Source organism: Streptomyces sp. NPDC032721, assembly GCF_055579625.1.
The window spans coordinates 266,342-292,855 of sequence record NZ_JBVIMX010000010.1 but is presented as its reverse complement, the minus strand read 5'-3'; the positions used below and the strand labels follow the sequence as shown (position 1 = coordinate 292,855).

Genomic DNA, 26,514 nt, shown 5'->3' with positions numbered 1-26,514 from the left:
CATTCTGGCGGGACATGCAGGTACGTGCGGGTACGTGCAGGTACGGAAAGCGGGAAACGGTGCGCAGCAGTGGCAGCTACGGCGGGAACAGCACGGACCAGCCGCAGGGACAGGTCGACGGCTGGCTCAAGACCTTGCTGTACGTGGCGTTCCTGCTGCTCCTGGGTGCCGCACTCGCCCGCTTCCTGATCCGCCACACCGGCGAGGTCCTCGTTCCCTGGGTCGTCTCGCTCGCCGCCGCCCTGGCCGTCCTCTACCTGCTCGAACCACTCCTCGGTACCCGGCCGGGGCCCCGCCGCTACGTCTGGCTCGGGTCGGTCGTCGCCGTCTGGCTCGCACTCGTCGTACTGGCCCCCAGCTTCGGCTGGTGCGCGGTCCCGCTCTTCTTCATCGGTCTGCGCCACCTGCGTTCACCGGCCTCCTTCGTCCTGATCGCCCTGGTCACCGCCGCCACGGTGGTCGCCCATCTGCGGCTCGCCGGGCGTCTGGACGTCGACGTGCTCCTCGCCCCGCCGGCCGTCGCGGCGATCGCCGTCGCCGTCTTCGTCCAGATGGACCGCCAGGCCCGGCGCCAGCGCGAACTGATCGACGACCTGATCCGCACCCGCCGCGAACTCGCCGCCACCGAACGCCGCGAGGGCACCCTCGTCGAACGCCAGCGGCTCTCCATGGAGATCCACGACACCCTCGCCCAGGGCCTCTCCAGCCAGCAGATGCTGCTCCAGGCCGCCGACCGCACCTGGGACACCGACCCGGCGACCGCCCGCACCCATGTACGCACCGCCACCGCCATCGCCGAGCGCAACCTCACCGAGGCCCGCCGGTTCGTCCACGACCTCGCCCCCGCCGACCTCGCCGAGGGCGACGGCCTCGAACAGGCCCTGCACGCCCTCGCCGAACGCGAGACCACCCCGCACACCACCGTCCGCTGCCACATCGACGGCACCCCCGCCGCCCCGCTGCCCGACCGGGTCCAGTCGGCCCTGCTCCGGATCGCCCAAGGCGCCCTGGCCAACGTCCGCGAACACTCCGGGGCCACCACCGCGGTCCTCACCCTGACCCATCTCGACGACCAAGTGGTCCTGGACATCTCCGACAACGGCCACGGCTTCGACCCCGCCACCACGCCCCGCGACAGAGCCACCACCACCCGGGGCCACGGGCTCCCCGCCATCCGCACCCGCACCGAACAGCTCGGCGGCACCCTGAGCATCGAGTCCCGCCCGGGCGACGGCACGGTCATCTCCGCCGCGATCCCACTCCTTGCGCCGACGGTGTCCCCGCCGACGCCCTGACCCCGTCCTGCTCGGCGGCGACAGCGGCAGCCGACAGGAGCGTCCCGGCGGCGAGACTGCCCCACAGGGCGGCCGGGCCGTGGGCCGCGAGGGACGTGATGGCCAGCGGGGAGACCGCGAGGCCGAAGCCCGAGGACAGCTCGAAGCGGGCGAGGGTACGTCCCAGGGCGTGCGCGGGAGCGAGGACGGTGACGAGCGCGGTGGCGCTGCCCGCGTAGACGATCTCGCCGAGCGTGCACAGCACGGACACCGTCGCCACCGCCGGGGCGCCCCAGCCGTGACCGAGCGAAGCGGCCACGAGGAAGCCCAGGTACGACACCGCGAGGACCACACCGGCGAACGCCAGCACCGCCCGCCGGGAGAAGCGGGACAGCAGGACGGTGACCGGCACCTGCAAGGTGACCACCAGGACCGTGTTGGCCACGAAGATGACCGCCGCCCACACCGGGGACGCGTGCAACTGGGTCACCAGGATCAGCGGGAGCGCGATCTCGGGAACGTTGAGACAGAAGACGTAGACCACGTTGGCGGCCAGCAGTGCGCGCATACGGGGCGGGGGCCCGCCCGTACCGCCCGCTCCATCTGCCCCGACCGCACCATCTGCCCCGCCCCCACCGTCCGCCGATCCGTCCCCGGCGTCCACCACCGCCCCGGCGGCCTGACGCGCGTCCAGCCGGACCGACCACGCCAGGGCGGCGGCGACCAGACAGGCCAGCCCCGTGGCCAGTGCCAGCAACCGCAGCGCGGGGGCGCCGCCCGCCAGGCACACGGTCGCGAGCAGCGCGCCCACCCCCATGCCCGCGTTCCGCAGCGCGCGGCCCGCTGCGAGCGCGGCATCTCGCTCCCGCCCGTGGGCGACCGTCGACACGAGCGCCGCATGGGCGGCCGGGAACGCCTGGTTGCCGATGCCCAGCAACAGCGCCGCCCCCGCGAACATCCCCACGTGCCCGTCCGGCGCGGCGAGCAGCACCACCACGCCCACCACCCGTACCAGCATCGAAGCCGCCACGACCGTGCTGCGCGCACCCCGGTCCAGCCACCGCCCCACCCAGGGCATGCACACCAGACCCGCGACGATCCCGACCGTCATGGCGACACCGGTGGCCGGGGCGGAAAGACCCAGCACGGTCATCCCGTACAGCAGCAGGAACGGCCGCAGCAGGCCGGTGCCGAGGGCGTCCACGGCCAGCGCGACGGCATAGCGGGGGCCTCCCGAGGCACGGACGAGGGAGCGTGTACGGATCTTGAGGGGAGTTGCCATGGGGCCACACACTGAGGTCGGACGCCCGCCCCGCCACGTCGGTTGACGGACACCGCCAACCGACGTCGGCACCGCAAGAGCGGTCGGCGATGATGAGGGGTGACCTTGAGGATCGACATCAGCGGCCTGCCCGCCGGGCGACTGCGGTTCGCCGCCTCCCCCCTGGCCGAACTGACCGCGATGCTGCACGTACTGGCCGAACCCGGGCACCATCCGCGGTCCGCCCACTGGGCCGCACAGGTCCGGGCCGACCTGCCGCCCGAACTGGCCGGGCGGCTGCGGGAGGCGGAGTTCCTCTGGCGGTCCTCACAGGCCGACTTCCTGCTCCCGGCCGGGCCCCGGCCGACACTCGCCGAGGAACTCGACGACGTGGACCGCATCGACGACGCCACCTATGTGACCGCCGCGCTCGTCACCACCTGCGGCGGCGACCGCGCCCCCTTCGCCGCACCGTCCTCACCGCTCACCGACGCGCTCGCCCGCGACCGGGCCCTCGGCCTGGCCCAGGCCCTCGGCCCACGCCAAGAAGCCTTCGCCGTACGGCTGTTGGAGGACACGGCGGCGGTAAGGGCCCGGATCCGCGAGACCCTCGAACAGTGCGCCGACGCCTTCTTCGACGCCGCCTGGACGGACGCCGCCGTACCCCTGGCCACCGACCTGCGCCTGAAGAACGACCTGCTCGCCCGCCGGGGCACCGCTGCGGCACTCGCCTCCGTCTCCGGCGCGGTCACCCTGTCACCGGACGGCGGGCACATCGTCGTCGACAAACTCCAGGACAAGACGACCACTGCCCACCCCACCGGGGTCACCTTCATCCCCAGCGTCTTCAGCCGCCCGCACCTGGTGGCGGTCCATTCACCGGGCTGGCACCCGGTGGTGCAGTACCCGGTGCCCGAGCCCGATCCCGGCCCGGCAGCACCCGTACCGCTGGAAACCGTCGCCCTGCGCCTGGAAGCCCTTGCCCACCCGGTACGGCTGCGGCTGCTGCGCACCCTGGCCCGGGGCCCGCACACCACCGGCGAACTGGCCCACACCTGGCAGCTCTCGCCCCCGGAGGTCTCCCGCCACCTGGCAGTGCTGCGCCGCGCGGGCCTGCTCACACCCCGGCAGCAGGGCCGCTACGCACGCCACACCCTCGACCAGCGCGCCCTGACGGACCTCGGCACCGACCTGCTGGCAGCCGTACTGCGCTGAGGGCCCGGCCCCGGCTGCTCAGCCGCCGGCCTGCGCCCCTCCACGGATCCGCTGGCGGGCGGCCTCGTACAGGACGGCGGTCGTGGCATTGGCCGCGTTCAGCGAGCTCGCGGAGCCGGTCATCGGGATGCTGACCGTGTGGTCGCACAGCTCGCGCCAGGCGTTGCTGAGCCCGTTCGTCTCGTTCCCGACGAGCAGCAGCGTCGGCTGGGTGAAGTCGAAGTCGAAGACGTCGCAGTCACCGTGCTCGTCCGTACCGACCAGGACGATCGGGGTGCCGCCCGCCCTGCGGGCGTCCACCCACTCCATCACCTCGGCCGGTGACGGCACCCGGACGGCGGGCAGCGAGAACAGCGAACCGGTGCTGGAGCGGACCGACTTCGGGTCGTACACGTCGGCGGCGTGCCCCGCCACGATCAGCCCGTGGGCGCCCAGCGCGTCCGCCGAGCGGATGATGCTGCCGATGTTGCCCGGACTGGTCGGCCGGTCGAAGAGCACGCCGAGGAAGTCCTCGCGGTCCGGGATCCGGCCCAGGTCGTCGGCGGGCATCTCCACCACGGCGACCACCTCGGGCGGGGTGTCGCTCTTCTCGCCCAGCTCCATCAGCAGTTCCGGGGCCATCGCGACGTGCTCGGTGGGCGCCGTACGCAGGAGCTCCCGCGCCCACTTCGACAGCTCCCGCTGCCCGTCGTACAGGAGCGCGCGCACGGGCCAGCCGTACTCCACCGCGAGCGAGATCGGGCGGACGCCCAGGACCAGGAACTCGCCGGCCCGGGTGCGCTTGTTGCGGTTGCCGAGCAGGGCCTGCCACTGCTGGAAGCGGGCGTTGCGCGAGGTGATGCGCTGCGTCGACGGCATCCGGGCGCCACGTGTTCTTGCCATTCGACGGACCTTATCCTCCTGGAACGGTGGAGTGCACCTGGCGCAGGAAGGCCGCGTTGTCGGGTGAGTGCCGCAGCTTGGCCAGTACGGCTTCCAGGGTGGACTGCCCCTCCCGCGACTGGAGGGCCCGGCGCAGACCGCGTACGACGGCCAACTCGGCCGCGGGCACGAGGAGTTCCTCGCGGCGGGTGCCGGAGGGGGTGATGTCGACGGCGGGGTAGACGCGCCGGTCCGAGAGCGCCCGGTCGAGGCGCAGTTCCATGTTGCCGGTGCTCTTCAGCTCCTCGAAGTAGTAGTCGTCGGCGCGTGAGCCGGTGTCGACCAGGGCGGTGGCCAGGATCGTCAGGGATCCGGCCTCCTCGGTGAGCCGGGCGGCGCCGAACAGCCGCTTCGGCTCCTGCAGCGCGGCCGCGTCGACGCCGCCGCTGAGGGTACGGCCGCCGGAGGAGGCGGCGTTGTTGTGCGCCCGGCACAGCCGGGTCAGCGAGTCGAGCAGGATGACGACGTCGACGCCCCGCTCGACCAGGCGCTTGGCGCGCTCCACGGCCAGCTCGGCGAGAGCGATGTGCGCCTTGGCGGGCTGGTCGAAGGTCGACGCGTACACCTCGCCGCGCACGCTGCGGCGCATGTCGGTGACTTCTTCGGGCCGTTCGTCCAGGAGCACCACCATGAGGTGGACCTCGGGGTGGTTGGCCGCGACGGACGCGGCGAGCTGCTGGAGCAGTACGGTCTTGCCGGTCTTCGGCGGCGCGACGATCAGGCCGCGCTGCCCCTTGCCGACGGGGGCGACCAGATCGACGACGCGTCCGCCGAGGCCGCCCGCCGTACTCTCCAGCCGCAGCCGCTCCCGCGGGTGCAGCGGGGTGAGGTCACGGAAGTGGGGGCGGCGCGAAGTGGCGTCCGCCGGGGCGCCGTTGATCAGCTCGACCTGTACGAGGGCGCGCGGCTTGCCGCACACGCCCTCCACCAAGTCGCCCTTGCGGAGGCCGTGTCGGCGGATGAGCGAGGCGGGCACCTGCACGTCGTGCGGTGCGGGGACGAGGGACGGGCCGCGGAGGAATCCGTTGCCTCCCCCGACGAGATCGAGGACACCCAGGGCCCGTACCGCCGGGGCGGACGAGGAGCTGGAAGGGGTTTCGAGTGTGGTGGTCATGAGGAATCGGTCCTTTCGAGGACGCGCTGGGAAAAGCGAGGGGAAAGCAAGGGAGGGGGGATCCGCGGCGGGGGAGGGCGGGGCGCGACGGCCCCGCAGGGCGGACGGAATCGTCCGCGGCCGGCGGGAAGGAGCCCGGGAGGGTGCGGACGGCCCGTGGTCGGGACGTACCGCAGAGAGTCCGGGCGGGGAACTTCCGCGAGGGAAGAGAACCCGTGCAAGGAGCGAAGAAACGAAGAAACAGGCTGACGGAGAACGTCAGGATGAGACCGCGATCGTCAGAACGAACGCATTCCCGGAAGAGATCCGGGGAGGGAACGAGCACCGGCGCCACAGAAGGGGCGTACACAGGAGCTGTCGGCAATGTAGCACGGATGGCGGATTCCCGGTACCACCGATTTCCGGTACCGCCGATTCCAGGTACCACCGAATCCCGGGCTTCCGGCGGGGAAGCCAGGGACCGCCCCTCTGTGCCGCCCCTCTGTACTGGGCGCGATCTATGCTGGGCGCGATGTCTGACTCCCCGGGGCCCACCTTCCGAGAGCTCGCCGTTCAGGCGCTGTCCTCCGTCGAGCACGGCTACGACCTGCTCGCGCCGAAGTTCGACCACACTCCCTTCCGGACCCCCGACTCGGTCCTCGCGCCCGTGGCGGGCCTCCTGCGCCGGCTCGGGCCCTTCGGGACCGGGCTCGACCTGTGCTGCGGCACCGGGGCGGGGGCGGAGGTGCTTCGGGCGGTGTGCCGGGAGCGGGTGGTCGGGGTGGACATCAGCGCCGGGATGCTCGACGTGGCACGCCAGTGCCCGCCCGGCTCCGTACCCGCGCACTGGGTGCGCGGTGACGCGCTCGCGCTGCCGTTCGGGCCGGTCTTCGACCTGGTGGTGAGCTTCGGCGCCTTCGGACATTTCCTGCCCGCCCAGCGGCCCGCGCTCTTCGCCCAGGTCCGTGGCGCACTGCGCCCCGGCGGCCGGTTCGCCTTCCCCGTACCGGCGCCGCCACGGCCGGGCTCGCGCGCACCTCGCGATGCTCGGCTTCGACGGTGCGATGCGGGTGCGGAACGCGCTCTGGCGGCCGAGCTTCGTCATGTACTACCGGGGCTTCCGGCTCGGCGACGTCACCGCCGAACTGTCCGCCGAGGGCTTCGGCGTCGAGTCGTACGCGCTGGAAGAACTCGGCCGCAGGCCGGACGGCTCCCCGCGCTGCCGGATGCTGGTCGCGACCCGCCGATGAGTTCCCGCCCCCGGGCGAGTCCTCCCTCGAAACACCATGACCGTACGGTCGGGCCGAAGGGAACGGACATGATGGACGACGTCTGGGCGAACGTGCACGCGGAACGTGCGGCGCTGATCGAGGACCTCACGCACCTCAAGGACGCGCAGTGGGACGAGCCCTCCCTGTGCGACGGGTGGACCGTCCACGACGTCGTCGCCCACCTGGTCGACAGCGCACGTGCGACGCGTACCGGATTCGTCGTCGGCATGGTCCGGGCCCGGTTCGACTTCGACCGGCAGAACGCGCAGGGGGTACGCCGCGAACGGGGCGCCACCCCCGGCCTGACACTGGCGCGGCTCCGGCAGGTGGCGCCGCGCCGGACGGCGCCCCCCGCACCCCTGGACACCCGGCTCGTCGAGGAGATCGTGCACGGCGAGGACATCCGCAGGCCGCTGGGTCTCACCCGTGCCTATCCGCAGGAGGCCGTACTCAGGGCGCTGCGGCTGCAGACCCGTACCCCGGCGTCCTTCGGCGGTGCCAAGGAACTGGTCTCGGGCATCCGGCTGGCGCCGACGGACGCGGACCTGTCGCTGGGGTCCGGGCCGGAGGTGACCGGCCCGGCGCTGTCGCTGCTGCTGGCCGTCTCGGGCCGACGGGCCGCGCTGGACGACCTGGCGGGGCCGGGAGTGGCCGCCCTCCGCGAGGGCTGAACCCTCCCGACGGGACCCGGCGGCTACGCGACGGCCGTGGCGAACGCGGCGGGCTCGCCCAGCTGCGCGGCAGCCGTACGCCAGGCCTCCGTCACCGCCGTCCGGGCCTGCTCCGTCCGGGCGGGGTCCCCGCCGGTCAACTCGACGGCTGTGCCCACGTGTACGTGCAGGCGCGGGCGGCGCAGCGGTGCCGTGAGGAGCCCCGCGAGCTGCTTGGCCGTACTCCCCGAAGTGATCCGGCGGGCACCGGCCTGTCCGACGGGCACCACGGGAGCGCCGGTCCGCTCGACGAGGCGGGACAGACCGCTGCGGAAGGCCCCGGGAGCGGCCTCACCGGCATCCGCACGGAGTGGAATCCCGCCCTCCGCGTAGATCAGGACCAGTCGGCCCCGCTCCAGCGCCTCGACGGCCCCGTCCAGCGAGTCCGCCGCACGCCGGTCACCCCGGTGCACGGGAATGTGCCCGCCACGGACGAGCGCCCGCCCGAGCAGCGGTACGCGCCACAGCCCGGCGGTCGCCATGACGACCGGCCGGACCCCGAGCCGGTGCAACGCCGCGATCACCACGGCGGGGTCCGCCAGGGAGGTGTGGTTCGCGGTGATGATGCTGCCGGGGGCGAGGGCGGCGCCCGCGTCGGCGGTGACGGTGAGGCGGCCGACGGCGGGCACCAGGACGTCGGCGAGGCGGCTGAGCATGTTCGGTCTCCAGGTCTTACGGTCTCGGGGCCCGTCGGTCGCTCCGGGACGGTCCGGACGAGGGCGACCTTCATCGTCGGCCGTGGACCGCTCCCGCACATGAGTAGCCGCACTCAGCTTCCCCGGGCGTTGTGACAGGGCGTTCCGATGACCGGGAACCACGACTACTCAGCCGCTGCGTCCGATCTCCCGGCGGCGCAGGAACTCGTTCGAGGCGTCGTATCGGTGGACGGCCCCGGTACGCGACCGGTCCGATGCGGAACAAGTTCATCAACTTCTCGCGCCGCAGGGAAAGTTGACGCAAGATACACAAGATGCAACTGCGCCGTGCGAGTGCCGGTGCGAGGTCGTGGTGCCGTGTTCCGCGTGCACCGTGTGACGGGGGAAGAGCGGTGACTGGAGAGTCATGAAGTTCCGAACGGGCGCCTTGGCCGTTGTGGTGAGTACGGCAGCACTGCTGACGGGGTGTGCGAAAGAGCCGGTGACGCCCGTCGAGTACGGGTCGGCCCGGCCCGCCGGGGACAAGCTGGGGCTGGCGACGCCCAAGGGGACGGCGATCGTCCTCTCGAAGTGGCCCGACGCGTGCAAGCTGGTGACCGAAGCGGAGCTCCGGGCCGTACTGCCCCAGGCGAAGAAGGTCGAGCACGATCCGGTCAAGCTCACGATCCTCAACTTCAACCCGCTGACCGAGAGCGCGCCCGGCACCACCGGCGACGTGCCCCGGGGTGGCTGCAAGTACGAGTTCCACCTCCCCGACCGAGGTGAGGAGGAGTTCACCAACAGCCACTTCACCGTCGTCGTGACCAAGATCGCGGACCCCGATCTGGTGGGGAAGGAGTACCGCGAGGACAAGGCCAAGGACGGCAAGAAGAAGGGCTTCGCGGATCTGGCCGGGGGCTGGGGCGCTCAGGACTGCTACAACCTCAACTCGGGGATCCGCGACAAGGTGACGTGCCTTCAGGGCTCGTACGTGTTCGAGGTGGACGGTGACACCACCGCTGCGGGCGTGGTCGAGATGCCGGAGTCCGGGGCGAAGCCGGGCGAGAACCTGGCCGTCGTGGAGAAGCGCCGGAAGATCTGGACGGACAAGGTCCTCTCCGAGATCACCAAGACCCTCGCGGCCCGCCTGTCCTGACACTACGGGGGGCGGCGCGGTGTGGCGCAGGCCGTGGAGCCGGTCAGCGTGGCCAGACGGCCAGAACGCCGACGAGTACGAGGGCCACGGCCGCCAGCAGCAGGCAGCCGTGGCTCAGGGTCCGGCCGCCGCGTCGGGACTCGATCTGGCCGCCCGGGGGAGTGCCGGGGTGCTTCGCCGCGTAGTGCTCGATCTGGCGGCGAAGGGCCACCGGCCGTTCGAGCCAGGGCGTCTTGAAGCCGCACTCCCCGCACCAGTAGCGGTTGGCCACGTCGGTTCCCTGCCTCCTGTCGGTGGGCCCGGCAGCACCCGGACTCGACGGTCGCCCCGGCCGTGCCGTACGTACAGGCCAGACGACCGGCCATTCGTGACCGGTGGCCGCGCGGGTAGGCTCACCGCCGTTCGAACCGGTCGGTAGGGAGAGGCTCGATGACAGTGGACCTCGGCACGTTGCTGCGCGAGCTGCGCGACGGGGCGAACCTGACGCAGGAGCAGGTCGCCGAACGGTCCGGGGTCAGCGTGCGCACCATCCGCCGCTTGGAGAGCGGCAGCTCGACCAACCACCGGACCGGCACGATCCACCTCCTAGCGGACGCGCTCGACCTCGGACCGGAGGACCGAATACGCCTGGCAACCACCATGACCGGCCAGCCCGGAACCGCCGGCGCCACTACCCACCGCGCCACTCGAACCCCGCCCGCGCCACCTGCACCCGCCGCGCCACCTGCACCCGCCGGGCCGCCTGCACCCGCCGGGCCCCCCGTGCCCGAAGCGCTTGGGGAGGTTGTGCGGGAGTTGGCGGGTGAGGTGCGGCGGCGGTGGCGGGGGGAGGAGGTGCAGCGGGGGGTTCACGATCCGTTTCCGTTGCCCGTGCGGTGGCGGCCGGTGCCCGGTGGGCTGACCGATCGGGCCGAGAACATTCAGCGACTCGGGCCCGGTGAGGCGCCGCGCGAGGTCGATCTGGAGGGGGACCTGCGCAACCTGGCCGAGGTCTACCTCAGGATCCCTTCCGGACGCCTGGTGGTCCTCGGCCGCGCGGGCTCGGGCAAGTCCATCCTCACCATCAGGCTCACCCTCGACCTCCTGGAAGCGTCGGTTGCGTACGGCCGCGTGCCGGTCATCTTCAGCGTCGGATCCTGGGATCCGACGACCACCGCCCTGCGCGACTGGCTGATCGGACGGCTCCTGCGTGACCACCCCCACCTGGCCCGGCGCAGCTCGCGCGGGGCGACCCTGGCCGCCGCGCTGGTCGACGCGGACCTCGTCCTGCCGGTCCTGGACGGGTTCGACGAGATGGCCGAGGGGCTGCGGCGCGAGGCCCTGGACGCGCTCAACTCCACGTCCACCCCCGTGGTCCTCACCAGCCGCCGCGACGAGTACGCCGAAGCCGTCGCGGCGGCCCACGCACCGCTCGTCTGGGCGGGCGGCATCGAGCTCACCGACCTCACCCCGGACGACCTCGCCGACTACCTGCCCCGTACCTCCCGCATCGCCACACCCGGCTCGACGTGGGACGCGGTCCTCGCACGGCTGCGTTTACGGGAGGACCCCGCCGCCGAGCACCTCGCCACGGTGCTGACCACCCCGCTCATGGTCATCCTCGCCCGCACCCTGTACAGCGAGACCCCCGGCAAGGACCCCGCCGAACTCCTGGACACCGTCAGGTTCCCCACGGTGAAGAGTCTGGAGGAACACCTCCTGGCGGGATTCGTGCCCGCCGTCTACCGCCGCCGCGCCCCGGAACTGGACGCGGCCGGCCGTCGGCCGAAGGCGCCGCACGCCGACCCCGAACGGGCCGAACGCTGGCTCGGACACCTCGCCCACCACCTGGTCCGGCTCGACCGGGACCGCCAGGACCTCGCCTGGTGGCAGGTCGGCGACACCCTGCCGCGCTCGACGCGGACGCTGGCCGTCGTACTCGCCACCGCCCTGAGCATCGCCCTCGCCGACCTGCTGGTCGGCCTGTCTCTCAGGGTGCTCACCTTCGGTGAACTCCTGCTCCAGGGCGCCTTCATGGGCCCGGCGGCGGGCCTCGCCTTCGGCGCCGTCTACGCCATGGCGGACAGGACCAGGGGTGGCGCGGCCTACGAACCGGCCCGGGTCCGGCTGACGTTGCGCCGCGCGCACGACAGCCTCGGGCGGCGGCCGCTGCGCACCTTCGCCGTCCGCTTCGGACAAGGGCTGACCGGCGGCACCCTCATGGGCATCGGCTGCGCCGCCGCCCTCACCCTCGGCCGCAACCTGTACGCGGGCACGTCCGTCATCGATACGTACGTCCTCCAGGGCACCCTGATCAACATGGTGGTCCTCGGGCTGGTCTTCGGCTCGGCCGCAGGTCTCGTCTTCGGGCTGATGGCCGCACTCGAAGCGCCCATGGACGTCACCGCGGCGGCCACCCCGATCAGCCTGCTGGCCTCGAACCGTACGACGGCCGCCCGCCAGTTCCTCATCCTGGCACCGGCGTTCGCCCTGGCCATCGCCTTCGGCGGGCACCTGGTCGTGCGGCTGCTCCGAGGGACGATGGGACCGCTCAACTGGGGAGTCCAGGACGGCCTGTTCATCGGTACGGTCGGCGGCCTGGGCGGCGCGGCCGGCTATGTGCTCACCTTCACCGCCTGGGGGCAGTGGATCCTGCTCGTACGGATCTGGCTGCCGCTGGCGGGGCGCCTCCCGTGGGACCCCGCCGCGTTCCTGGACGACGCGTATCAGCGAGGGGTGCTCCGGCAGACCGGTGCCGTCTACCAGTTCCGGCACGTAAGGCTGCAGCACCACCTCGGACGCACGTACCGCGGCAGCCAACGGAACTTCGCACCGGCCGTCTTCCCGCCGTCGCGGACCGAGGCACGCGGCCACCAGGAAATCTGACGGCCGGTCACCAATGGCCGGTGGCTTGGCCTGTCGTCAGGGCGGTACGGGAGTGAGGATCGGGACGTCCGGCTCGCGGCGGCCCACCGTACCGCGAGCCTCCCCCGACGAAGGGCTCGTGATGACACCCCTGCGCCAGACCTCCCCGCGACTGACGCCCCTGCGGCTCTCCTCGCTCGGCGCGGCACTCGCGCTCACCGCACTGACCGGCCTCGGCGCCGCGCACGCCGCCACACCCGCCCCTGCTCCTGGTTCCGCACCGGCCACCGCAGCCGCCTCTCCGGCTGCCGCGGCCCTCCCCGTATTCACCGACGGCTACGGACTGACCCTGGTCCCCGGTGAGACGGAAGTGCACAGTCCCACCGACTTCACCCTCACGGTCACCACGCCCCAGCTGTCCGGGAAGCACAAGATCCGCATCCTCCTCCCCGCCGGGTACGACGCCGATCCCGGCCGCCGCTGGCCGGTCACGTACTTCCTGCACGGCGGCGCGGGCAACGTCAACGACGTCGCCGCGGCCCCCGCACTGCACTCGAACGCGATGATCACCGTGGTGCCGGACGGCGGGCTCAAGGGCTGGTACGCGGACTGGCTGATGCAGAACACCGCCGAGGGGAAGGCCAATTGGCAGACCTTCCACCTCACCCAGGTCGTCCCGTTCATCGACGCCAACCTCCGCACCCGCACCGACCGGGCCCACCGGGCCGTCGTCGGACTGTCCATGGGCGGCTACGGCTCCCTGCACTACGCCCAGGTGCGGCCCGACCTGTTCGGCCAGGTGGCCGCCCTGTCGGGAGGCATCGACTTCGGCATGTGGGAGGTCCGTGCGGCCGTCCTGGCCACCGAGCTCAACCTGGCGGGGGCGTGGTGCGCGGCGAGCAGCTCGTCCGGTTCCGGTTCCGGGAACTGCGCCGGCCACGGCCCCTACGTGGACAGCGACGCGATCTTCGGCTCCCCGTACCCGGTCTTCGACGCCGACCGCGTGTGGAAGGCGGTCGACCCGGCCGCACCGGTCAACCTCGCCAAGCTCTCCCACACCGGCATCACCCTCTACACCGGCAACAACGACGTCATCGACGCCAACACCGCGAAGGCCTCCCAGAACGTCAAGAACCGCCTGGACCAACTCGGCATCCCCAGCCGCCTCGTCAACTACGGCAACGGTGCCTCGCTCTCCCCGACCTGCGACGGCGGCCACAACTACGGGTGCTGGGCCCCGGCCTTCGCCGACTACGTCCCCCGCCTCGAAGCCGCCTTCGCCGCAGCGGGCTGACCCCGCCCCAGCTCCCCCGAGCCGTGCCGCGAAGGCGCTCGACGGCTACCTCGTCACCGTCGACCCCGGTGGTGGCTCAGAGGCTGAGCTCGTGCCCGGTGGTCGCGTCCACGTGGTCCGGGATCTCGTCGTGACGATCGCCCACGGTCGGCGTCCCGGCAGGCTCGAACAGGAGGATCGAGGCGCCGGACGGAGCGTACGGCTTGTGCTCCGTACCCCGGGGGACGGTGAAGACCGCCCCCTGGGGGAGCAGGACCGTGCGCTCCCCTCCGGGCTCGCGCAGCGAGATGTGCAGCTCGCCGTCGAGCACCAGGAAGAACTCGTCGGTGTCGTCGTGGACGTGCCAGAGGTGTTCGCCCCGGACCTTGGCGATACGGACGTCGTAGTCGTTGACGCGGGTGACGATGCGGGGGCTCCACAGGGCGTCGAAGGAGGCCAGGGCCTTGCTGAGGGGGATGGGTTCGTTGCTCATGGACCCATCGTGCGGCGTTTCGCACGGCCGCCGTGAGTGCTAGGAATAGCACATGTCGAAAGAATCCTCGCAGGCGGCGAACGTACACAAGGTCGTCGTGATCGTGGACGAGAACTCGAACCCCTTCGAGCTCGGCTGCGCCACCGAGGTCTTCGGGCTGCGCAGGCCGGAGATCGGCCGCGACCTCTACGACTTCCGGCTCTGCTCCCCCGAGCCGCGCACCCTCATGCGGGACGGATTCTTCACGCTCACCGGAGTCGCCGACCTGGCGGCGGCCGACGCGGCGGACACCCTGATCGTGCCCAACCGCCCGGACACCGACGTGCCCCGCCGCCCCGCCGTGCTCGACGCCGTCCGCCGGGCGCACGCACGCGGTGCGCGCCTGATCGGCTTCTGCAGCGGCGCCTTCACGCTGGCCGAGGCCGGAGTGCTCGACGGCCGCCGAGCCACCGCGCACTGGCAGTGGGCGGATTCCTTCCGCGCCCGCTTCCCCTCCGTACGGCTCGAAACGGACGTGCTGTTCGTCGACGACGGCGACATCCTCACAGCAGCGGGGAGCTCGGCCGCACTCGACCTCGGGCTGCACGTGGTCCGCCGCGACCACGGCGCCGAGGTCGCCAACTCAGTGAGCAGGAGGCTGGTGTTCGCGGCTCACCGGGACGGCGGGCAGCGGCAGTTCGTGGAACGTCCGATGCCCGATCTGCCGGACGAGTCCCTGGCGCCGGTGCTGGCGTGGGCCCAGGAACGGCTGGACTCACCCCTCGCGGTGGCCGACCTCGCGGCGCGCGCGGCGGTCAGTCCGGCAACGCTGCACCGCCGCTTCCGAGCCCAACTCGGCACGACACCGCTGGCCTGGCTCACCGGTGAACGGCTCGCGCTGGCCTGCCGGTTGATCGAGCGCGGAGAGTCCCGCTTCGAGATGGTCGCCCGGCGCAGCGGACTCGGCACCGCTGCCAATCTGCGCACGCTGATGCGCCGCGAGACGGGCATCGCTCCGTCGGCGTACCGGCGTCGCTTCGGGCCGGAGGCGAACTGACGGCAGACCATCCGTACGTGTTATCCATGGGACGACCGCAGCCGGGTCCGGCTGCCGACCGAACCGAGGGGCAGGACATGGACGGCATTCGCCCGGCTCGTACGGCCGACTACCCGGCACTCGTGGAGTGCGTACAGCAGTGGGGGCTCTCGCTGTCGCCGCACGCGCTGCATCCGCTGCTCCTGCGGCAGTTCGGGCGGACCAGTCTGGTGCTGGAGGACGAGACGGGGATCCGGGCGTTCCTAGTCGGGGCCCACTCCGCCGACGACGCGCATGACGCGCACGGGGCGCATGACTCGCACGAGGCATACGTCCACCTCGTCGCCGTGAACCCCGAGCGACGCAGGCGGGGAGTGGCCCGGCGGCTCTGCACCGCCTTCGCCGAGCGTGCTGCCGCGGCCGGCCGCAGCGAGGTGCGCGCCGCCGTCCCGCCCCGGGACACCGGGGCCGTCGCCTTCCACCGGGCCATGGGCTTCGAGCGCACACCGGAGCCCTTCTCGACGCGCGCGGCGGTGCCGCAGGACTTCGACACGATCGTCTCGGTGGTCGACGAGTGGTGGGGGCGGCCCGCCTCGCGCGACCTGACCCGGTTGTTCGTGGACCACTTCCACGACACCAGCCTGGTGGCCGAGCGCCACGGCGAACTGGCGGGCTTCGTCATCGGCTTCCTGTCCCCGGCCAACCCGGCGGAGGCGTACATCCACTTCACCGGAGTCGCCCCCGACTGCCGCCGCACCGGCCTCGCCGGATTCCTCTACGAGCGGTTCTTCGACATGGCCCGCGCCCACGGCCGTACGTCCGTGAAAGCCATCACCTCCCCGCAGAACGACCGCTCCATCGCCTTCCACACCGCCCTCGGCTTCACCCGCTCCGACCCCATCGCGCACTACGACGGCCCCACCCTGGACCGCGTCACCTTCCGCCGCGCGCTCTGACCCCGCCCGGCGGACATCCCGTCCGTCAGGAGAGCTGTTCGCGCACCCAACCGGGATCGGGGTTGGTGTGTGGCACGCCCGCCACGAAGACGGTCGGCACGGTTTCGTTCCCGTCGTTGACCTCCCGTACGGCTGCGGCTCCCGCCGGGTCGTCCCAGATGTTGACCCAGTGCAACTGCCGTGCGCGGCGCCCCAGTCGGACCCGCAGACGGATGCAGAACGGGCAGCCGGGCCGCCAGTAGACCACCGGCCGTCCGTCGGCCGCACTGCGTCGCTGTGCCTCCGCCGCACCGATGGACCGGGGGAAGATCAGAGGTTTCATGTCAGGACCACGCATCCCTGGTTCTCCAACGCGGTGAGCACCGGGTGAGAAGGGTCGATCCCGTTCCACCGCAGATCCAGCTTCTCCAGCGCCTTCAGCTCGGTGAGCCACTGCGGCAGCGGGCCGAGCCGGTTGCTGCGCAGGTCGATCTGACGTAGTCGCGGGAGGTCGGCCAACTGTTCCGGCAGCTCCTTGAGCAGATTCTCCCGCAGTTCCAGGTGGCGTAGCTGGCGCAGTTCGGAGATTGAGGACGGCAGAGCCGTGAGCGCGTTGCCCCTGAGCCAGAGTTCGCGCAGGCTGCCCAGTCGGCCGATCGAGTCGGGCAGCGTGGACAGTTGGTTGTGCTGTGCTCTGAGCTCGATGAGTCCGGTCATGCGGCCGAGGGACTCGGGCAGCGAGGTGAGGAGGTTCTCGCCGACGTTGAGGTAACGGAGGCGGGTCAAGTTCCCCAGTTCGGCGGGGAGTTGAGTGAGCTGATTGTCGTGCAGGTAGAGGAAGTCGCTCAGCTCGTCGAGATCGCCCAGTTCGGCAGGGATCGACGCGAGCTTGTTGTGGCCCAGGTCAAGGGTGGTCAGCCTCGTCAACTCACCTATGTCCGGCGGGAGTTCCGTGAGGCCGTTGTCGGCGAGGATCAGGACCTGGAGGTCGGTCCGGCTCCATACGGACCCGGGTACCTCTCCGAGCCCGTGGCGCCACAGGTTCAGCTCGTTCCGCACGGCCGTTCCCGCCCTTCTTGTCGGTGGTGCTCGGTCGGTTGAGGGTGATGGCGATGGTGAGGGGGCTGGGGCTGGGGCTCAGCGTCGGTACGCGGCCGTCGCGGTGTCGACGAAGGACCGGATCAACGGGTTGGTGTCACCCTCGTTCCACACCGCCACCACTCGGCTCGGTGCCATGTCGGTCAGCGGCACCGTGGCCAGTTCCGTGGGCAGGTCGTGCCCGAGCGGGGCCAGGCCCACCGTTCCGTTCCACAGCACAGCTTGGAGGCATTCCTGGACGGCGCGCACTTCCGGGCCCTCGCGCGGGGTGCCGCCGTTCCAGTACGACTGCCAGGCCCGGTCGGTGCCCTGCGGGAACTGGAACCAGCGGCGGTCGGCCAGGTCGGCCAGTCGCAGCCGGTCGCGATGGGCCAGCGGGTCGTCGGCGCGCAGGACCACGCCGACGGGGTCGGCACGTAGTTGACGTACCGTCAGAGCGGTCTCGTCGAAGGGCGCACGGGTCAGGGCCACGTCGACCAGTCCGGCGCGCATCCCGCAGGTCGGGTCGGTCAGGTCGGTGTCGCGTACGCGGATCTCGATGCCGGGGTGGCGACGGCGGAAGGCGGCCGCCAGCCTGGCCGCTCCGGGGTCGGTGCCGTCGCCCAGGATGCCGACGGTAAGGGTGGCGACCCCGGCCGCCGTGCTCACCCGTACGCGTACCCGGTCGGCATGGTCGAGCAGGCCCCGCGACTCGTCCAGCAACACCTCGCCGACCGGGGTGAGCGTGACACCGGCGGGCGAGCGGACGAACAGCGGCGCCCCCACATCCGCCTCCAACTGCTTGATCGCGCGGCTCAACGGCGGCTGGCTCATGTGCAGTCGGGCGGCGGCCCGGCCGAAGTGCAGTTCCTCGGCGACGGCCACGAAATAGGTCAGGGTCCGCAGCTCCACGCTGCAACGATACCCAGGAGGTATCGGCGTGGCGAGATGGGTCTTGGACGGCGGCGGGGTGGTGGCCGTGGACTGGTGAGCATGACCGAAACAGTGAAGAGCAGTGAGCCGCCGAAGAGCAGTGAACCGCAGACCGGCCGGGCCGTCGTGTCCGTGGTGGGCCCCGAGGACGGCGAGACGATCCTCCTCGGCCCCACCCGCATGCGCGTCCTTGAGGACGGCAGCCGCACCGGGCACCGCCTCGCGATCGCCGAGTCCGTCCTCGCCCCGCACACCCAGGGACCGCCGCAGCACCGCCACGGCGGGCACGACGAGGGCTTCTACATCCTCTCCGGCACCGTGCGGTTCACCGTCGGGGACCAGGACCACGACGTCAGCGCGGGTACGTTCGTGCTGGTTCCGCCAGGCGCCCCGCACACCTTCGCCAACCTCACCGACCAACCCGCCGTCATGCTCAGCACGTTCACCCCCGACCTGTACGTGCAGTACTTCCGCGACCTCCAGAACGCGCTCGCCGACGGCCGCCCGCTGACCCCGTCGGTCAACATCGACGTGATGAACCGATACGCGACCGAGCCCGCCACCCATCCCCACGACACGGGGAACCAGGAACAGGGCCACGCATGATGAACATCGCCTACCAGCGTTCCTCTCGTTCAGTTCGCAGCGCCTGTGGCCGGTGGTGTCCGGCCGGTCAGGTGCGCGAAGACGATGACGTTGGAGTCCCAGTGCCGGTCCGGGGTCAACTCGCCGCCGCAGGTGATCAGTCGGAGCTCGGCCCTGTCGTTCTTCCCGTAGACCTTCTGCGTCGGGAACTCGTCCTTCTTGAAGGTGTCGACCGAGTCGACGGCGAAGACCGCCGTCGTGCCGTCCGCCCGGTGCACCTTGATCTGCTCGTCCTTCTTGAGGTCCTTGAGGTCGAAGAACACGGCCTCGCGGGTGTTCGGGGTGTCCAGGTGTCCGACGATCGCCGCCGCACCCTGCTCGCCCGGGGTGGGCCCCTCCCGGTACCAACTGGCGTGCGTCGGTTTGTCGTACGGAGGTGTCTGCATCGTGCCGTCCTTGGCCAGGCCCACCGTGTCCAAGGGCGCGTCGAGCTTGATCGCCGGGATGGTGATGCGGTCCGGGACCGAGGGGGACAGCACCTTGGCCGGCTGCACGGCGGTGCCGTCCGGGGCGGAGGCGGAGGTGGAGGCGGACGCGGAGGCCGAGGAAGCGGAGCTGGACGGCGAGGTGCCGGCCGGGCCGGTGCTGTCGCCCGAGGAGCAGCTCGCGGTCAGGCCGACGGCGAGGAGTGCGGCCGCCGCGGTGATCACCGCGGCGGACCGCTTCGTCTCAGCCACGGCTGCGCCGCCGCATCGCGCCCACGACGCCGAGCGTGCCGAGCGTTCCGGCACCCGTGAGCAGGGCGATGTCCAGGCCGTCCGGCGAGGAGGAGGCGGCAGGGGCCGCACCCGTCTGGACCGAGCCCTTGGGGATCTTGTGCTGCCCGGGGTCGAGCGGCTTCACGCTGGGGTGCGTACCGGCGTCTCCCGCCGCCACACCGAACTTGAGCGTGCCCGCCTGCTGCTTCCCCGCGTATCCGGTCACCGCGTAGTAGCCGGGCTTGGTGTGCGCCGAGACCACCGCCGTGCCGTGCCAGGCGCCGTTGACGCCGCTCACCGGGGAGAGGGCGACCTTGCCGCCGAAGGCGTCGGACTTCACGTACACGCCGCCGTCGAGCTCACCGGTGCCCTTGATGTCCAGGCCGACCCGGTCGCCCGGTTTGCCGCCGTCCGTCGACATGGTGAAGGCGAGCTGCCCGGGTGAGGGGCTCGGCTTGCTGTCGTTCCATGTGGTGATGGTGGTCGTGCTCTGCGCGCCGGTGTCGCCGAAGTCGGCGGTCGTCTTCACTTCGTACGTACCGATCTTGACGTTGTCCGCGATCGTGGCGGTACCGGTCCAGGTGGTGCCGGAGCCTGTCAGCGGCACGTTGCCGAACGCCTGGGAGTACACCTTGACGCCCTGCGCGGGGGCGTTGGTCGTCGCGGAGAGCTTCACCTTCTCGCCGGGACGGAAGCCGGTGTCGTGGGCCGGTGCGGACAGGGTCAGCGTGACCTTGGCATCGGTCTGGTCCGGCGTACTGGTCGAAGGAGAGGGGGAAGGAGGGGACGGCGGTGGCGTGGGCGGATCGGTGGGTGAATCCGTGGGGGACGGGTCCGTGGGTGAGACCGAGGGGGAAGTGGGCGCGACAGGCGGGGGAGACGCGTCGTCGGCGAGTGCCGCGGTGGGACCCGCCACGGCTATCGCCGCAGCGACCGCGACAACGGACGCGCTGAAGACCTTGGGCATGGGTGCACCCTTCCTTCCGGTTTGCGCCAGTGCTCGTTTTGCTTGTTTCACTCGATTTGCTCGTTTTGCTCGTTTCATCCTGCGCTTCCCGGTGGCACGGCGCCTGGCGAGTAGTCGCCCGATCACCCACCGTGGCGGGGGCGGAATTTCCCGTTCGGCGCAGCGGGCGGGAGGTTCACTCCCTCGCACCAAGCCGGCCCCGCTGACCTGCGCCGGATTGCCGGTGCGGTGCGCCCGGGCGGCGGCCCTGGGTGCGTACGGGCCTGCGCGCCCCGCACGGAGCGGCTTGCGTCGGGGGAACGGCGGTTTCGACGACGGTGCGGTGTGTGCCGTCGCCGCCTGTTGCTGGAGGAAGCCCTGATGCGTTCGCTGAAGATAGCCACCGGAACAGCCATGGCCAGTGCCGCTCTGCTCTTCACCGCCCCCCTGGCCTCGGCGGCGGACACCCAGTGCGACCCGGCGACCGCGACGGCGATGGAAGCGGAATCCGCGTACAAGACGGCTCTCGCCGACTACCAGAAGCAGGTCGACGCCGGCGGCCACCCCGGCCAGGCCGAGCAGGACAACGTCGACCAGCTCAAGCAGAAGGCCGACTCGACGGCCTCCGAGGCGCAGCGGATCTGCGGCGACTCGACGATGAACCCCTCGCCGAAGCCGACCCACACGCAGACGGATCCCCGCGGGGCGATGCGCACGGGCGTCGGCGGCTCCGCCGAGAGCGACAGCGGCAGCACACCGCTCGTGCTCGGCGTGGGCGCGGTCGGCGTACTGGCGGCGGGCGTGCTGGTGGCGAGCCGCCGACGCGGCCACGGGCGGTCCTGACCCGGCCCCGTACACCTGCCTTGACGGCGGCCGGGGCCCTTGTACCACTCCGAGGAAACCCCGGCCGCCTGCGCTCAAGCCCCGTGCATCGCTCACCGCAGCCGAGAGCAGATCCGCCGTGCCGCACACGCCCCCCGGTTTCCGTGCCCGAGTCGACCGCGCCGCGCGCACCACCCTCGCCCTCGTGGCCCTCTACTGGGGCCTGACCGTCCTCGGCGACCAGCAGCCCGCAGGACCGCCCCCGCAGCCCGGCGCCGCACAGGCCTTCGGCACCCAGCAGGAGCGGACCGCGCCGCGCGCCGCTCCTCAGCAGCCGCTGCCGCCCGTGGCCCCCGTGAGCGTCGTCATCCCGCAGATCCACGTCGACGCCCCCCTCATGGGCCTGAATCTAGACGACGAAGGCCGGCTGAGCTCGCCCCCGGACACCGACCGCAACCTGGCGGGCTGGTACCAGGCAGGCACGCCCCCCGGCTCCGCAGGGACCGCCGTCCTGGCCGGACACGTCGACACGGCCACCGGTCCCGCCGTCTTCTACGCCCTGGGTTCCCTCCGCAAGTCGGACACCGTCCGGATCGCGCGTGCCGACGGCAGCACCGCGGTCTTCACCGTCGACGCCGTGGAGGTCTACGCGGCCGACGCCTTCCCGGACTCCAAGGTCTACGGGCAGACGGCCACGCCGCAGCTGCGGCTGATCACCTGCGGCGGTGGCTACGACAAGAAGGCGGGGCGCTACCTGGGCAACGTCGTCGTCTACGCCCACCTCACGGGCAGCGACTGAGATCCCGGGCCGGGTGCCCGCTGCAAGCCCCTTGTTACTCGCGAGTCGGCCCAGTTATAAGGGTAGTTGCACGTTTCCCGTACTTCCCCGCGTCACCCTGCGCACCCCTGGACTCCCGTGCGCTCGCGCGTGCCGGAACTCCGTACCGGAAGGAAGACGACCGTGAAGCGCACCAGAACCCTGCTCGCCCTCGCACCCCTGCTCGTGGCACCGGCCCTCGCCTGGCCCGCGCCAGCCGCCGCGTCCGCTCACGCCTCGGCCGACGGCCCAGGTCACAGCCACGGCCGTACGACGACGGTCGCGCGCTATGCCGCCCTCGGTGACTCCTACGCGGCGGGCATCGGCATCCCCGACCAGAACTCCACACCGCCCGGCTGCGGCCGCTCGAACCACAACTACCCTTCCTGGATTGCCGTCGCGGCCCCCGCGAAGCGCTTCACCGACGTCACCTGCGGCGGCGCCGTCACCGACCACCTCACCCAGAAGCAGACCACCGGCAACGGCGTCAACCCGCCCCAGCTGGACGCCGTGACCCGCAACACCACCCTGGTCACCCTCCAGATGGGCGGCAACGACATCGGCTTCGGCAACATCGTCGCGACCTGCATCCAGAGCTCCGGTACGGACCCCAAGGGTTCGCCCTGCAAGGACAAGTTCACGGCGGGCGGCACCGACCAGCTCGCCGCGCGCATCGCGGCCGCCGCCCCCAAGATCCGCGCGGCCATCGACGCCGTACGGGACAAGGCGCCCCGCGCGCGGGTGCTGGTGCTCGGCTACCCGGTGATCGTGCCCGACAAGGGGAGCGGCTGCTATCCGAGCGTGCCGATCGCCGCGGGCGACACCCCGTACCTCCGTGACACGGCGAAGGCGCTGAACCGGACGATCGCCCGGCAGGCGTGGGCCGAGGGCGCGGAATACGTCGACCTGTACAAGCCGAGCCGGGGCCACGACGTGTGCCAGGCGCCCGGCACCCGCTGGGTCGAGGGCTTCAGCCCGACCACCCCCTTCCACCCCAACGCGCAGGGGCACGCGGCGTTCGCCGGAGTGGTGATGAGCGAGCTGAGGAAGCACCGCCACCACCGGTAGCGGGGGACCGCTGCTCCGGGCCGGGGCGCGGGAGGTGGTTCCGCCCAGCGGCACCACCAGCAGGCCGTGGCCCGACCTGATCAACCTCTACCAGCCCGAACGGATTCCTGAGGGACCGCGCGCGGCCCGGCCGTTTAATTCGGTTGCCGCTCGCGGGGCCCGCCCTCATCATGGGCGGGACGCCGGGAGCTGCCCGGTGCTTCACGAGAGGAGGCACGACCGTGATCACGACTGTCGTCGGCCTGTCCGCAGACCGCCTCCGCCTTTCTCTCACCTCATGGAGCACCCCCAGCGATGTCTCACGACAACCTCTCGCAGCACCCGCAGTACCTGGCATTTCCTGACGAGACCGGCGCCGATTCCTCCGGCTACCGTCGGCCGCAGGCCGATCTGAGCGACATCGACGACCGGTTCGTCTTCGACTTCCACGCCTACGGCGCCCTTGAGGACGGCCAGCGCTGGTCGACCTGGCTCAGCGTCGAACCCCTCTCCCGGGGCCCCGAGCCGCGCCCCGACTGGGTGGTCACCTCGCACGGCGCGCTGGACACCGAGCTCGGCGTCCTCAAGACCGGCAAAGAGGCCGACGTCCACCTCGTCGAGCGCGCCGACCTGCGCGACCCCGCCGCGAGCGTGATCATGGCGGCCAAGCGGTACCGCTCCTCGGAACACCGCACCTTCCACCGCGCCGCGTCCTACACCGAGGGCCGCTCGATGAAGCGCTCGCGCGACGAGCGCGCCGTCAAGCGCAAGAGCACCTTCGGCCGCCAGGTCGCGGCGGGCGAATGGGCCGTCTCCGAGTGGGCCGCGCTGGTGCGGCTCTGGAACCTCGGGATGCCCGTCCCCTACCCGGTCCAGATCGACGGCACCGAGATCCTGATGGAGTGGATCACCGTCGACAACGAGGACGGCACCCTGGCGACCGCACCCCGGCTCGCCCAAGTCCGGCCGTCCCCCGAGCTGTTGGCTTCGTACTTCGAGCAACTCACCGAAGCCCTCGCGACGATGGTGCAGAACGGCCTCGTGCACGGCGACCTCTCCGCGTACAACATCCTCGCGGCGGGCGAGCGGCTGGTCATCATCGACCTGCCCCAGATCGTCGACCTGGTCGGCAACCTCAACGGGATGAACTTCCTCCAGCGCGACTGCGCCAACATCTGCGGCTGGTTCCGCTCCCGGGGCCTGGAGGCCGACGAGGAGGCCCTGTTCGCGGAACTGATGGCGCACGCCTTCTGAACAACGGGACCGTCCTGGATCAGCGGCGCGGCGGCCGCTGATCCAGGACTACTTCCCCGCGGACCCGGCGCGCGTCGCGTCCGCGCCCCAGCTGGCGAGCAGCCGCAGCCCCTGCGCGGAGGCCGAGTCCGGCTCCGCGTGGTAGGTCACCAGTGACTGGTCGTGGTCGTCGGGCAGCCGCAGCGTCTCGTACGACAGGGTCAGCTCGCCCACCAGCGGGTGGTGCAGGCGCTTGACGCCGTGGCCCTTCTCGCGCACGTCGTGCCTGGCCCACAGCGTGCGGAACTCCTCGCTCTTCACGGAGAGTTCGCCGACCAGTGCGGAGAGCAACGGGTCGTTCGGGAAGCAGCCCGCGTCCATCCGCAGGAAGCTCACCATGTCCGACGCCTTCTGCTCCCAGTCCACGAACAGCTCCCGCGTGCCGGGGTGCAGGAAGCAGAGGCGCGCCCAGTTCCGCTCCTCGGGCGGCAGCGCGCCCCAGTCGCCGAAGAGGGCCGCCGCCATCCGGTTCCAGGCCAGGATGTCCGAGCGGCGGCCGACCACATACGCGGGAATGCCCTCCATCGCGTCCATGAGGTGGTGCAGCGCGGGACGCGCGTGCTGCGGCCGGGCGGGGCGCTTCTTCTTGTGCTGCTTGGGCTTGGCCAGGTGCGTCAGGTGCGAGTGCTCGGCGTCCGTGAGGCGCAGGGCACGGGCGATCGCGTCGAGCACCTCCCCCGAGACGTTGCGGCCGTTGCCCTGTTCGAGACGGGTGTAGTACGCCACGGACACCCCGGCGAGCTGGGCGAGCTCCTCGCGGCGCAGGCCGGGCACCCGCCGGTGCCGCCCGAAGTGCGGCAGCCCGACGTCCTCCGGCTGCAACCGGGCCCTGCGGGTGCGCAGGAACTCACTGAGCTCGGCCCGGCCGTCGAGGGGCTCGGGGCCGGGGGACGGCGGAGAGCCGGGGGAGGGTGTGGGCCGGTCGTTCATGGTTGCCAGTATCCAGGGTCGTACGCACCTGAGCCTGACCCCGCCAGTAGTAGGACCACTGGACGTAGGTAGGACGGTGACCTGGGTGGATGCCCCGAAGGCTGGCACGGTGGACGCCATGACCACCGCACAGACCAGCACCACGACCGTTTCCGCCTACGCCGCACCGTCCGCCAAGGCGCCCCTGGAGCGGACCACCGTCGAGCGCCGCCCGGTGGGCCCCTCCGACGTACTGATCGACATCAAGTACGCCGGTATCTGTCACTCGGACATCCACCAGGCACGCGACGGCTGGGGCGAGGGCATCTTCCCGATGGTCCCCGGCCACGAGATCGCCGGCATAGTCACCGAGGTCGGCTCCGACGTCACCAAGTTCGCCGTCGGCGACCGCGTGGGCGTCGGCTGCATGGTCGACTCCTGCCGCGAGTGCGACAACTGCAAGGCGGGCCTGGAGCAGTACTGCGACAAGGGCAACATCCAGACCTACAACGCCCTCGACAAGAACGGCGAGCCCACCTACGGCGGCTACTCCACGCACATCGTGGTGGACGAGGCCTTCACCGTCCGCATCCCCGACGGCCTCGCCCTGGACGTCGCCGCGCCGCTGCTGTGCGCGGGCATCACCACGTACTCCCCGCTGCACCGCTGGAACGTGGGCCCCGGCAAGAAGGTCGCCATCGTGGGGCTGGGCGGCCTCGGCCACATGGGCGTCAAGATCGCCCACGCCATGGGCGCCGAGGTGACCGTCCTCTCGCAGTCCCTGCGCAAGAAGGACGACGGCCTCCGGCTGGGCGCCGACCACTACTACGCGACCAGCGACGAGGCCACCTTCGAGCAGCTCGCGGGTTCCTTCGACGTGATCCTCTCCACGGTCTCCGCGCCGCTGCCGCTGGACAAGTACCTCGGCCTGCTGCGCCCGGAGGGCGCCTTCGTGAACGTCGGCGCACCCGAGGAGCCGGTCTCCCTCAACCTCTTCTCGGTGATCGGCGGCGGCAAGACGCTGGCGGGCTCCATGATCGGAGGCATCCGGGAGACCCAGGAGATGCTGGACTTCTGCGCCGAGCACGGCCTGGGTTCCGAGATCGAGCTGATCGACGCCGACGGGATCAACGAGGCGTACGAGCGTGTCCTGGCCAGCGAAGTGCGCTACCGCTTCGTGATCGACGCGTCCACCATCTGACGTTCCTCAGGCAGCCGGCGGGCGGATCCG

At 71.6% G+C, this 26,514-nt stretch carries 25 protein-coding genes and 2 pseudogenes; 15 read left to right on the top strand and 12 right to left on the bottom strand.

The genetic code is table 11. The annotated features are described in order from the left end of the window. Nucleotides 1–14 precede the first annotated feature (14 nt). The gene (locus ACZ5PB_RS22695) at nt 15–1,295 is read left to right on the top strand and encodes a sensor histidine kinase (RefSeq protein ID WP_468693524.1); all 1,281 of its coding nucleotides are present in this window, start codon (nt 15–17) and stop codon (nt 1,293–1,295) included. On the opposite strand, the gene ACZ5PB_RS22690 is transcribed toward ACZ5PB_RS22695, so the two are convergent. Further along, on the bottom strand, nt 1,240–2,556 hold the full coding sequence (locus tag ACZ5PB_RS22690; protein ID WP_468693523.1) for an MFS transporter: 1,317 nt from the start codon (nt 2,554–2,556) through the stop codon (nt 1,240–1,242). The two genes, ACZ5PB_RS22695 and ACZ5PB_RS22690, sit on opposite strands and share 56 nt — an antisense overlap. A 99-nt stretch (nt 2,557–2,655) precedes the next feature. Between ACZ5PB_RS22690 and ACZ5PB_RS22685 the strand changes: the two genes are divergently transcribed. Next, the gene (locus tag ACZ5PB_RS22685) at nt 2,656–3,750 is read left to right on the top strand and encodes a DUF5937 family protein (RefSeq protein ID WP_468693522.1); all 1,095 of its coding nucleotides are present in this window, start codon (nt 2,656–2,658) and stop codon (nt 3,748–3,750) included. Between the two features lie 18 nt (nt 3,751–3,768). Here the strand turns inward: ACZ5PB_RS22685 and ACZ5PB_RS22680 are convergent, their stop codons facing one another. Both ACZ5PB_RS22680 and rho read right to left on the bottom strand, forming a co-directional pair. After that, nucleotides 3,769–4,608 carry a TrmH family RNA methyltransferase gene (locus ACZ5PB_RS22680; protein ID WP_468693599.1) on the bottom strand — a complete coding sequence of 280 codons (840 nt, stop codon included), beginning with the start codon at nt 4,606–4,608 and terminating at the stop codon, nt 3,769–3,771. 34 nt (nt 4,609–4,642) lie between these two features. After that, nucleotides 4,643–5,785 (bottom strand): transcription termination factor Rho, encoded by a 1,143-nt coding sequence (gene rho / locus ACZ5PB_RS22675; protein ID WP_468693521.1) that lies wholly within the window; start codon nt 5,783–5,785, stop codon nt 4,643–4,645. Nucleotides 5,786–6,296: 511 nt separating this feature from the next. Between rho and ACZ5PB_RS22670 the strand changes: the two are divergent. Beyond that, a pseudogene (locus ACZ5PB_RS22670) lies at nt 6,297–7,014 on the top strand (class I SAM-dependent methyltransferase). 68 nt (nt 7,015–7,082) lie between these two features. Next, nucleotides 7,083–7,706 (top strand): maleylpyruvate isomerase family mycothiol-dependent enzyme, encoded by a 624-nt coding sequence (locus ACZ5PB_RS22665; RefSeq protein ID WP_468693520.1) that lies wholly within the window; start codon nt 7,083–7,085, stop codon nt 7,704–7,706. Nucleotides 7,707–7,729: 23 nt separating this feature from the next. Here the strand turns inward: ACZ5PB_RS22665 and ACZ5PB_RS22660 are convergent, their stop codons facing one another. Then, nucleotides 7,730–8,401 carry a lysophospholipid acyltransferase family protein gene (locus tag ACZ5PB_RS22660; RefSeq protein WP_468693519.1) on the bottom strand — a complete coding sequence of 224 codons (672 nt, stop codon included), beginning with the start codon at nt 8,399–8,401 and terminating at the stop codon, nt 7,730–7,732. Nucleotides 8,402–8,807: 406 nt separating this feature from the next. Between ACZ5PB_RS22660 and ACZ5PB_RS22655 the strand changes: the two genes are divergently transcribed. After that, a complete protein-coding gene (locus ACZ5PB_RS22655; protein WP_468693518.1) occupies nt 8,808–9,536 on the top strand; it encodes a hypothetical protein in 729 nt (242 codons plus the stop codon). A 43-nt stretch (nt 9,537–9,579) separates the two neighbouring features. Here the strand turns inward: ACZ5PB_RS22655 and ACZ5PB_RS22650 are convergent, their stop codons facing one another. Continuing rightward, on the bottom strand, nt 9,580–9,807 hold the full coding sequence (locus tag ACZ5PB_RS22650; protein WP_468693517.1) for a hypothetical protein: 228 nt from the start codon (nt 9,805–9,807) through the stop codon (nt 9,580–9,582). A 158-nt stretch (nt 9,808–9,965) separates the two neighbouring features. Here ACZ5PB_RS22650 and ACZ5PB_RS22645 point away from each other — a divergent pair, with 158 nt between their 5' ends. Next, nucleotides 9,966–12,401, top strand: coding sequence for a helix-turn-helix transcriptional regulator (locus ACZ5PB_RS22645; RefSeq protein WP_468693516.1), 2,436 nt, complete (start codon nt 9,966–9,968; stop codon nt 12,399–12,401). Between the two features lie 121 nt (nt 12,402–12,522). After that, nucleotides 12,523–13,674, top strand: coding sequence for an alpha/beta hydrolase (locus tag ACZ5PB_RS22640; RefSeq protein WP_468693515.1), 1,152 nt, complete (start codon nt 12,523–12,525; stop codon nt 13,672–13,674). A 76-nt stretch (nt 13,675–13,750) separates the two neighbouring features. Here the strand turns inward: ACZ5PB_RS22640 and ACZ5PB_RS22635 are convergent, their stop codons facing one another. Then, nucleotides 13,751–14,146, bottom strand: coding sequence for a cupin domain-containing protein (locus ACZ5PB_RS22635; RefSeq protein WP_468693514.1), 396 nt, complete (start codon nt 14,144–14,146; stop codon nt 13,751–13,753). 52 nt (nt 14,147–14,198) lie between these two features. Here ACZ5PB_RS22635 and ACZ5PB_RS22630 point away from each other — a divergent pair, with 52 nt between their 5' ends. Next, complete coding sequence (locus ACZ5PB_RS22630; RefSeq protein ID WP_468693513.1) at nt 14,199–15,182, top strand: GlxA family transcriptional regulator; 984 nt, start codon at nt 14,199–14,201, stop codon at nt 15,180–15,182. A 77-nt stretch (nt 15,183–15,259) separates the two neighbouring features. After that, nucleotides 15,260–16,117, top strand: coding sequence for a GNAT family N-acetyltransferase (locus ACZ5PB_RS22625; protein WP_468693512.1), 858 nt, complete (start codon nt 15,260–15,262; stop codon nt 16,115–16,117). Nucleotides 16,118–16,142: 25 nt separating this feature from the next. Here ACZ5PB_RS22625 and ACZ5PB_RS22620 read toward each other — a convergent pair. The 3 genes and pseudogenes from ACZ5PB_RS22620 to ACZ5PB_RS22610 all read right to left on the bottom strand — a co-directional run. Further along, nucleotides 16,143–16,433 (bottom strand): annotated as a pseudogene (locus ACZ5PB_RS22620) (glutaredoxin domain-containing protein); the annotation flags it as partial. Between the two features lie 2 nt (nt 16,434–16,435). Beyond that, complete coding sequence (locus ACZ5PB_RS22615) at nt 16,436–17,155, bottom strand: leucine-rich repeat domain-containing protein (RefSeq protein ID WP_468693511.1); 720 nt, start codon at nt 17,153–17,155, stop codon at nt 16,436–16,438. Between the two features lie 78 nt (nt 17,156–17,233). Beyond that, entirely contained in the window at nt 17,234–18,085 is an 852-nt protein-coding gene (locus tag ACZ5PB_RS22610; RefSeq protein ID WP_468693510.1) for a LysR family transcriptional regulator, read from the bottom strand. Nucleotides 18,086–18,166: 81 nt separating this feature from the next. Here ACZ5PB_RS22610 and ACZ5PB_RS22605 point away from each other — a divergent pair, with 81 nt between their 5' ends. Next, nucleotides 18,167–18,712: a cupin domain-containing protein gene (locus ACZ5PB_RS22605; RefSeq protein ID WP_468693509.1), complete on the top strand. Its 546-nt coding sequence runs from the start codon at nt 18,167–18,169 to the stop codon at nt 18,710–18,712. A gap of 29 nt (nt 18,713–18,741) precedes the next feature. Here the strand turns inward: ACZ5PB_RS22605 and ACZ5PB_RS22600 are convergent, their stop codons facing one another. Both ACZ5PB_RS22600 and ACZ5PB_RS22595 read right to left on the bottom strand, forming a co-directional pair. Beyond that, nucleotides 18,742–19,428, bottom strand: coding sequence for a class F sortase (locus ACZ5PB_RS22600; RefSeq protein ID WP_468693508.1), 687 nt, complete (start codon nt 19,426–19,428; stop codon nt 18,742–18,744). Continuing rightward, nucleotides 19,421–20,416 carry a hypothetical protein gene (locus tag ACZ5PB_RS22595; protein ID WP_468693507.1) on the bottom strand — a complete coding sequence of 332 codons (996 nt, stop codon included), beginning with the start codon at nt 20,414–20,416 and terminating at the stop codon, nt 19,421–19,423. Before ACZ5PB_RS22595 ends, ACZ5PB_RS22600 begins: the two co-directional genes overlap by 8 nt. A gap of 360 nt (nt 20,417–20,776) precedes the next feature. Here ACZ5PB_RS22595 and ACZ5PB_RS22590 point away from each other — a divergent pair, with 360 nt between their 5' ends. From ACZ5PB_RS22590 to ACZ5PB_RS22575, 4 genes are all read left to right on the top strand, one after another. Continuing rightward, nucleotides 20,777–21,238: a hypothetical protein gene (locus tag ACZ5PB_RS22590; protein ID WP_468693506.1), complete on the top strand. Its 462-nt coding sequence runs from the start codon at nt 20,777–20,779 to the stop codon at nt 21,236–21,238. Between the two features lie 118 nt (nt 21,239–21,356). Then, nucleotides 21,357–22,016 (top strand): class F sortase, encoded by a 660-nt coding sequence (locus ACZ5PB_RS22585; protein ID WP_468693505.1) that lies wholly within the window; start codon nt 21,357–21,359, stop codon nt 22,014–22,016. 162 nt (nt 22,017–22,178) lie between these two features. Continuing rightward, the gene (locus ACZ5PB_RS22580) at nt 22,179–23,102 is read left to right on the top strand and encodes an SGNH/GDSL hydrolase family protein (RefSeq protein ID WP_468693504.1); all 924 of its coding nucleotides are present in this window, start codon (nt 22,179–22,181) and stop codon (nt 23,100–23,102) included. A gap of 294 nt (nt 23,103–23,396) precedes the next feature. Next, nucleotides 23,397–24,335 (top strand): serine protein kinase RIO, encoded by a 939-nt coding sequence (locus ACZ5PB_RS22575; RefSeq protein WP_468693503.1) that lies wholly within the window; start codon nt 23,397–23,399, stop codon nt 24,333–24,335. A gap of 48 nt (nt 24,336–24,383) precedes the next feature. Here the strand turns inward: ACZ5PB_RS22575 and ACZ5PB_RS22570 are convergent, their stop codons facing one another. Then, nucleotides 24,384–25,304: a helix-turn-helix domain-containing protein gene (locus ACZ5PB_RS22570; RefSeq protein ID WP_468693502.1), complete on the bottom strand. Its 921-nt coding sequence runs from the start codon at nt 25,302–25,304 to the stop codon at nt 24,384–24,386. Between the two features lie 118 nt (nt 25,305–25,422). Between ACZ5PB_RS22570 and ACZ5PB_RS22565 the strand changes: the two genes are divergently transcribed. Then, the gene (locus tag ACZ5PB_RS22565; protein ID WP_468693501.1) at nt 25,423–26,484 is read left to right on the top strand and encodes an NAD(P)-dependent alcohol dehydrogenase; all 1,062 of its coding nucleotides are present in this window, start codon (nt 25,423–25,425) and stop codon (nt 26,482–26,484) included. Nucleotides 26,485–26,514: the final 30 nt, after the last annotated feature.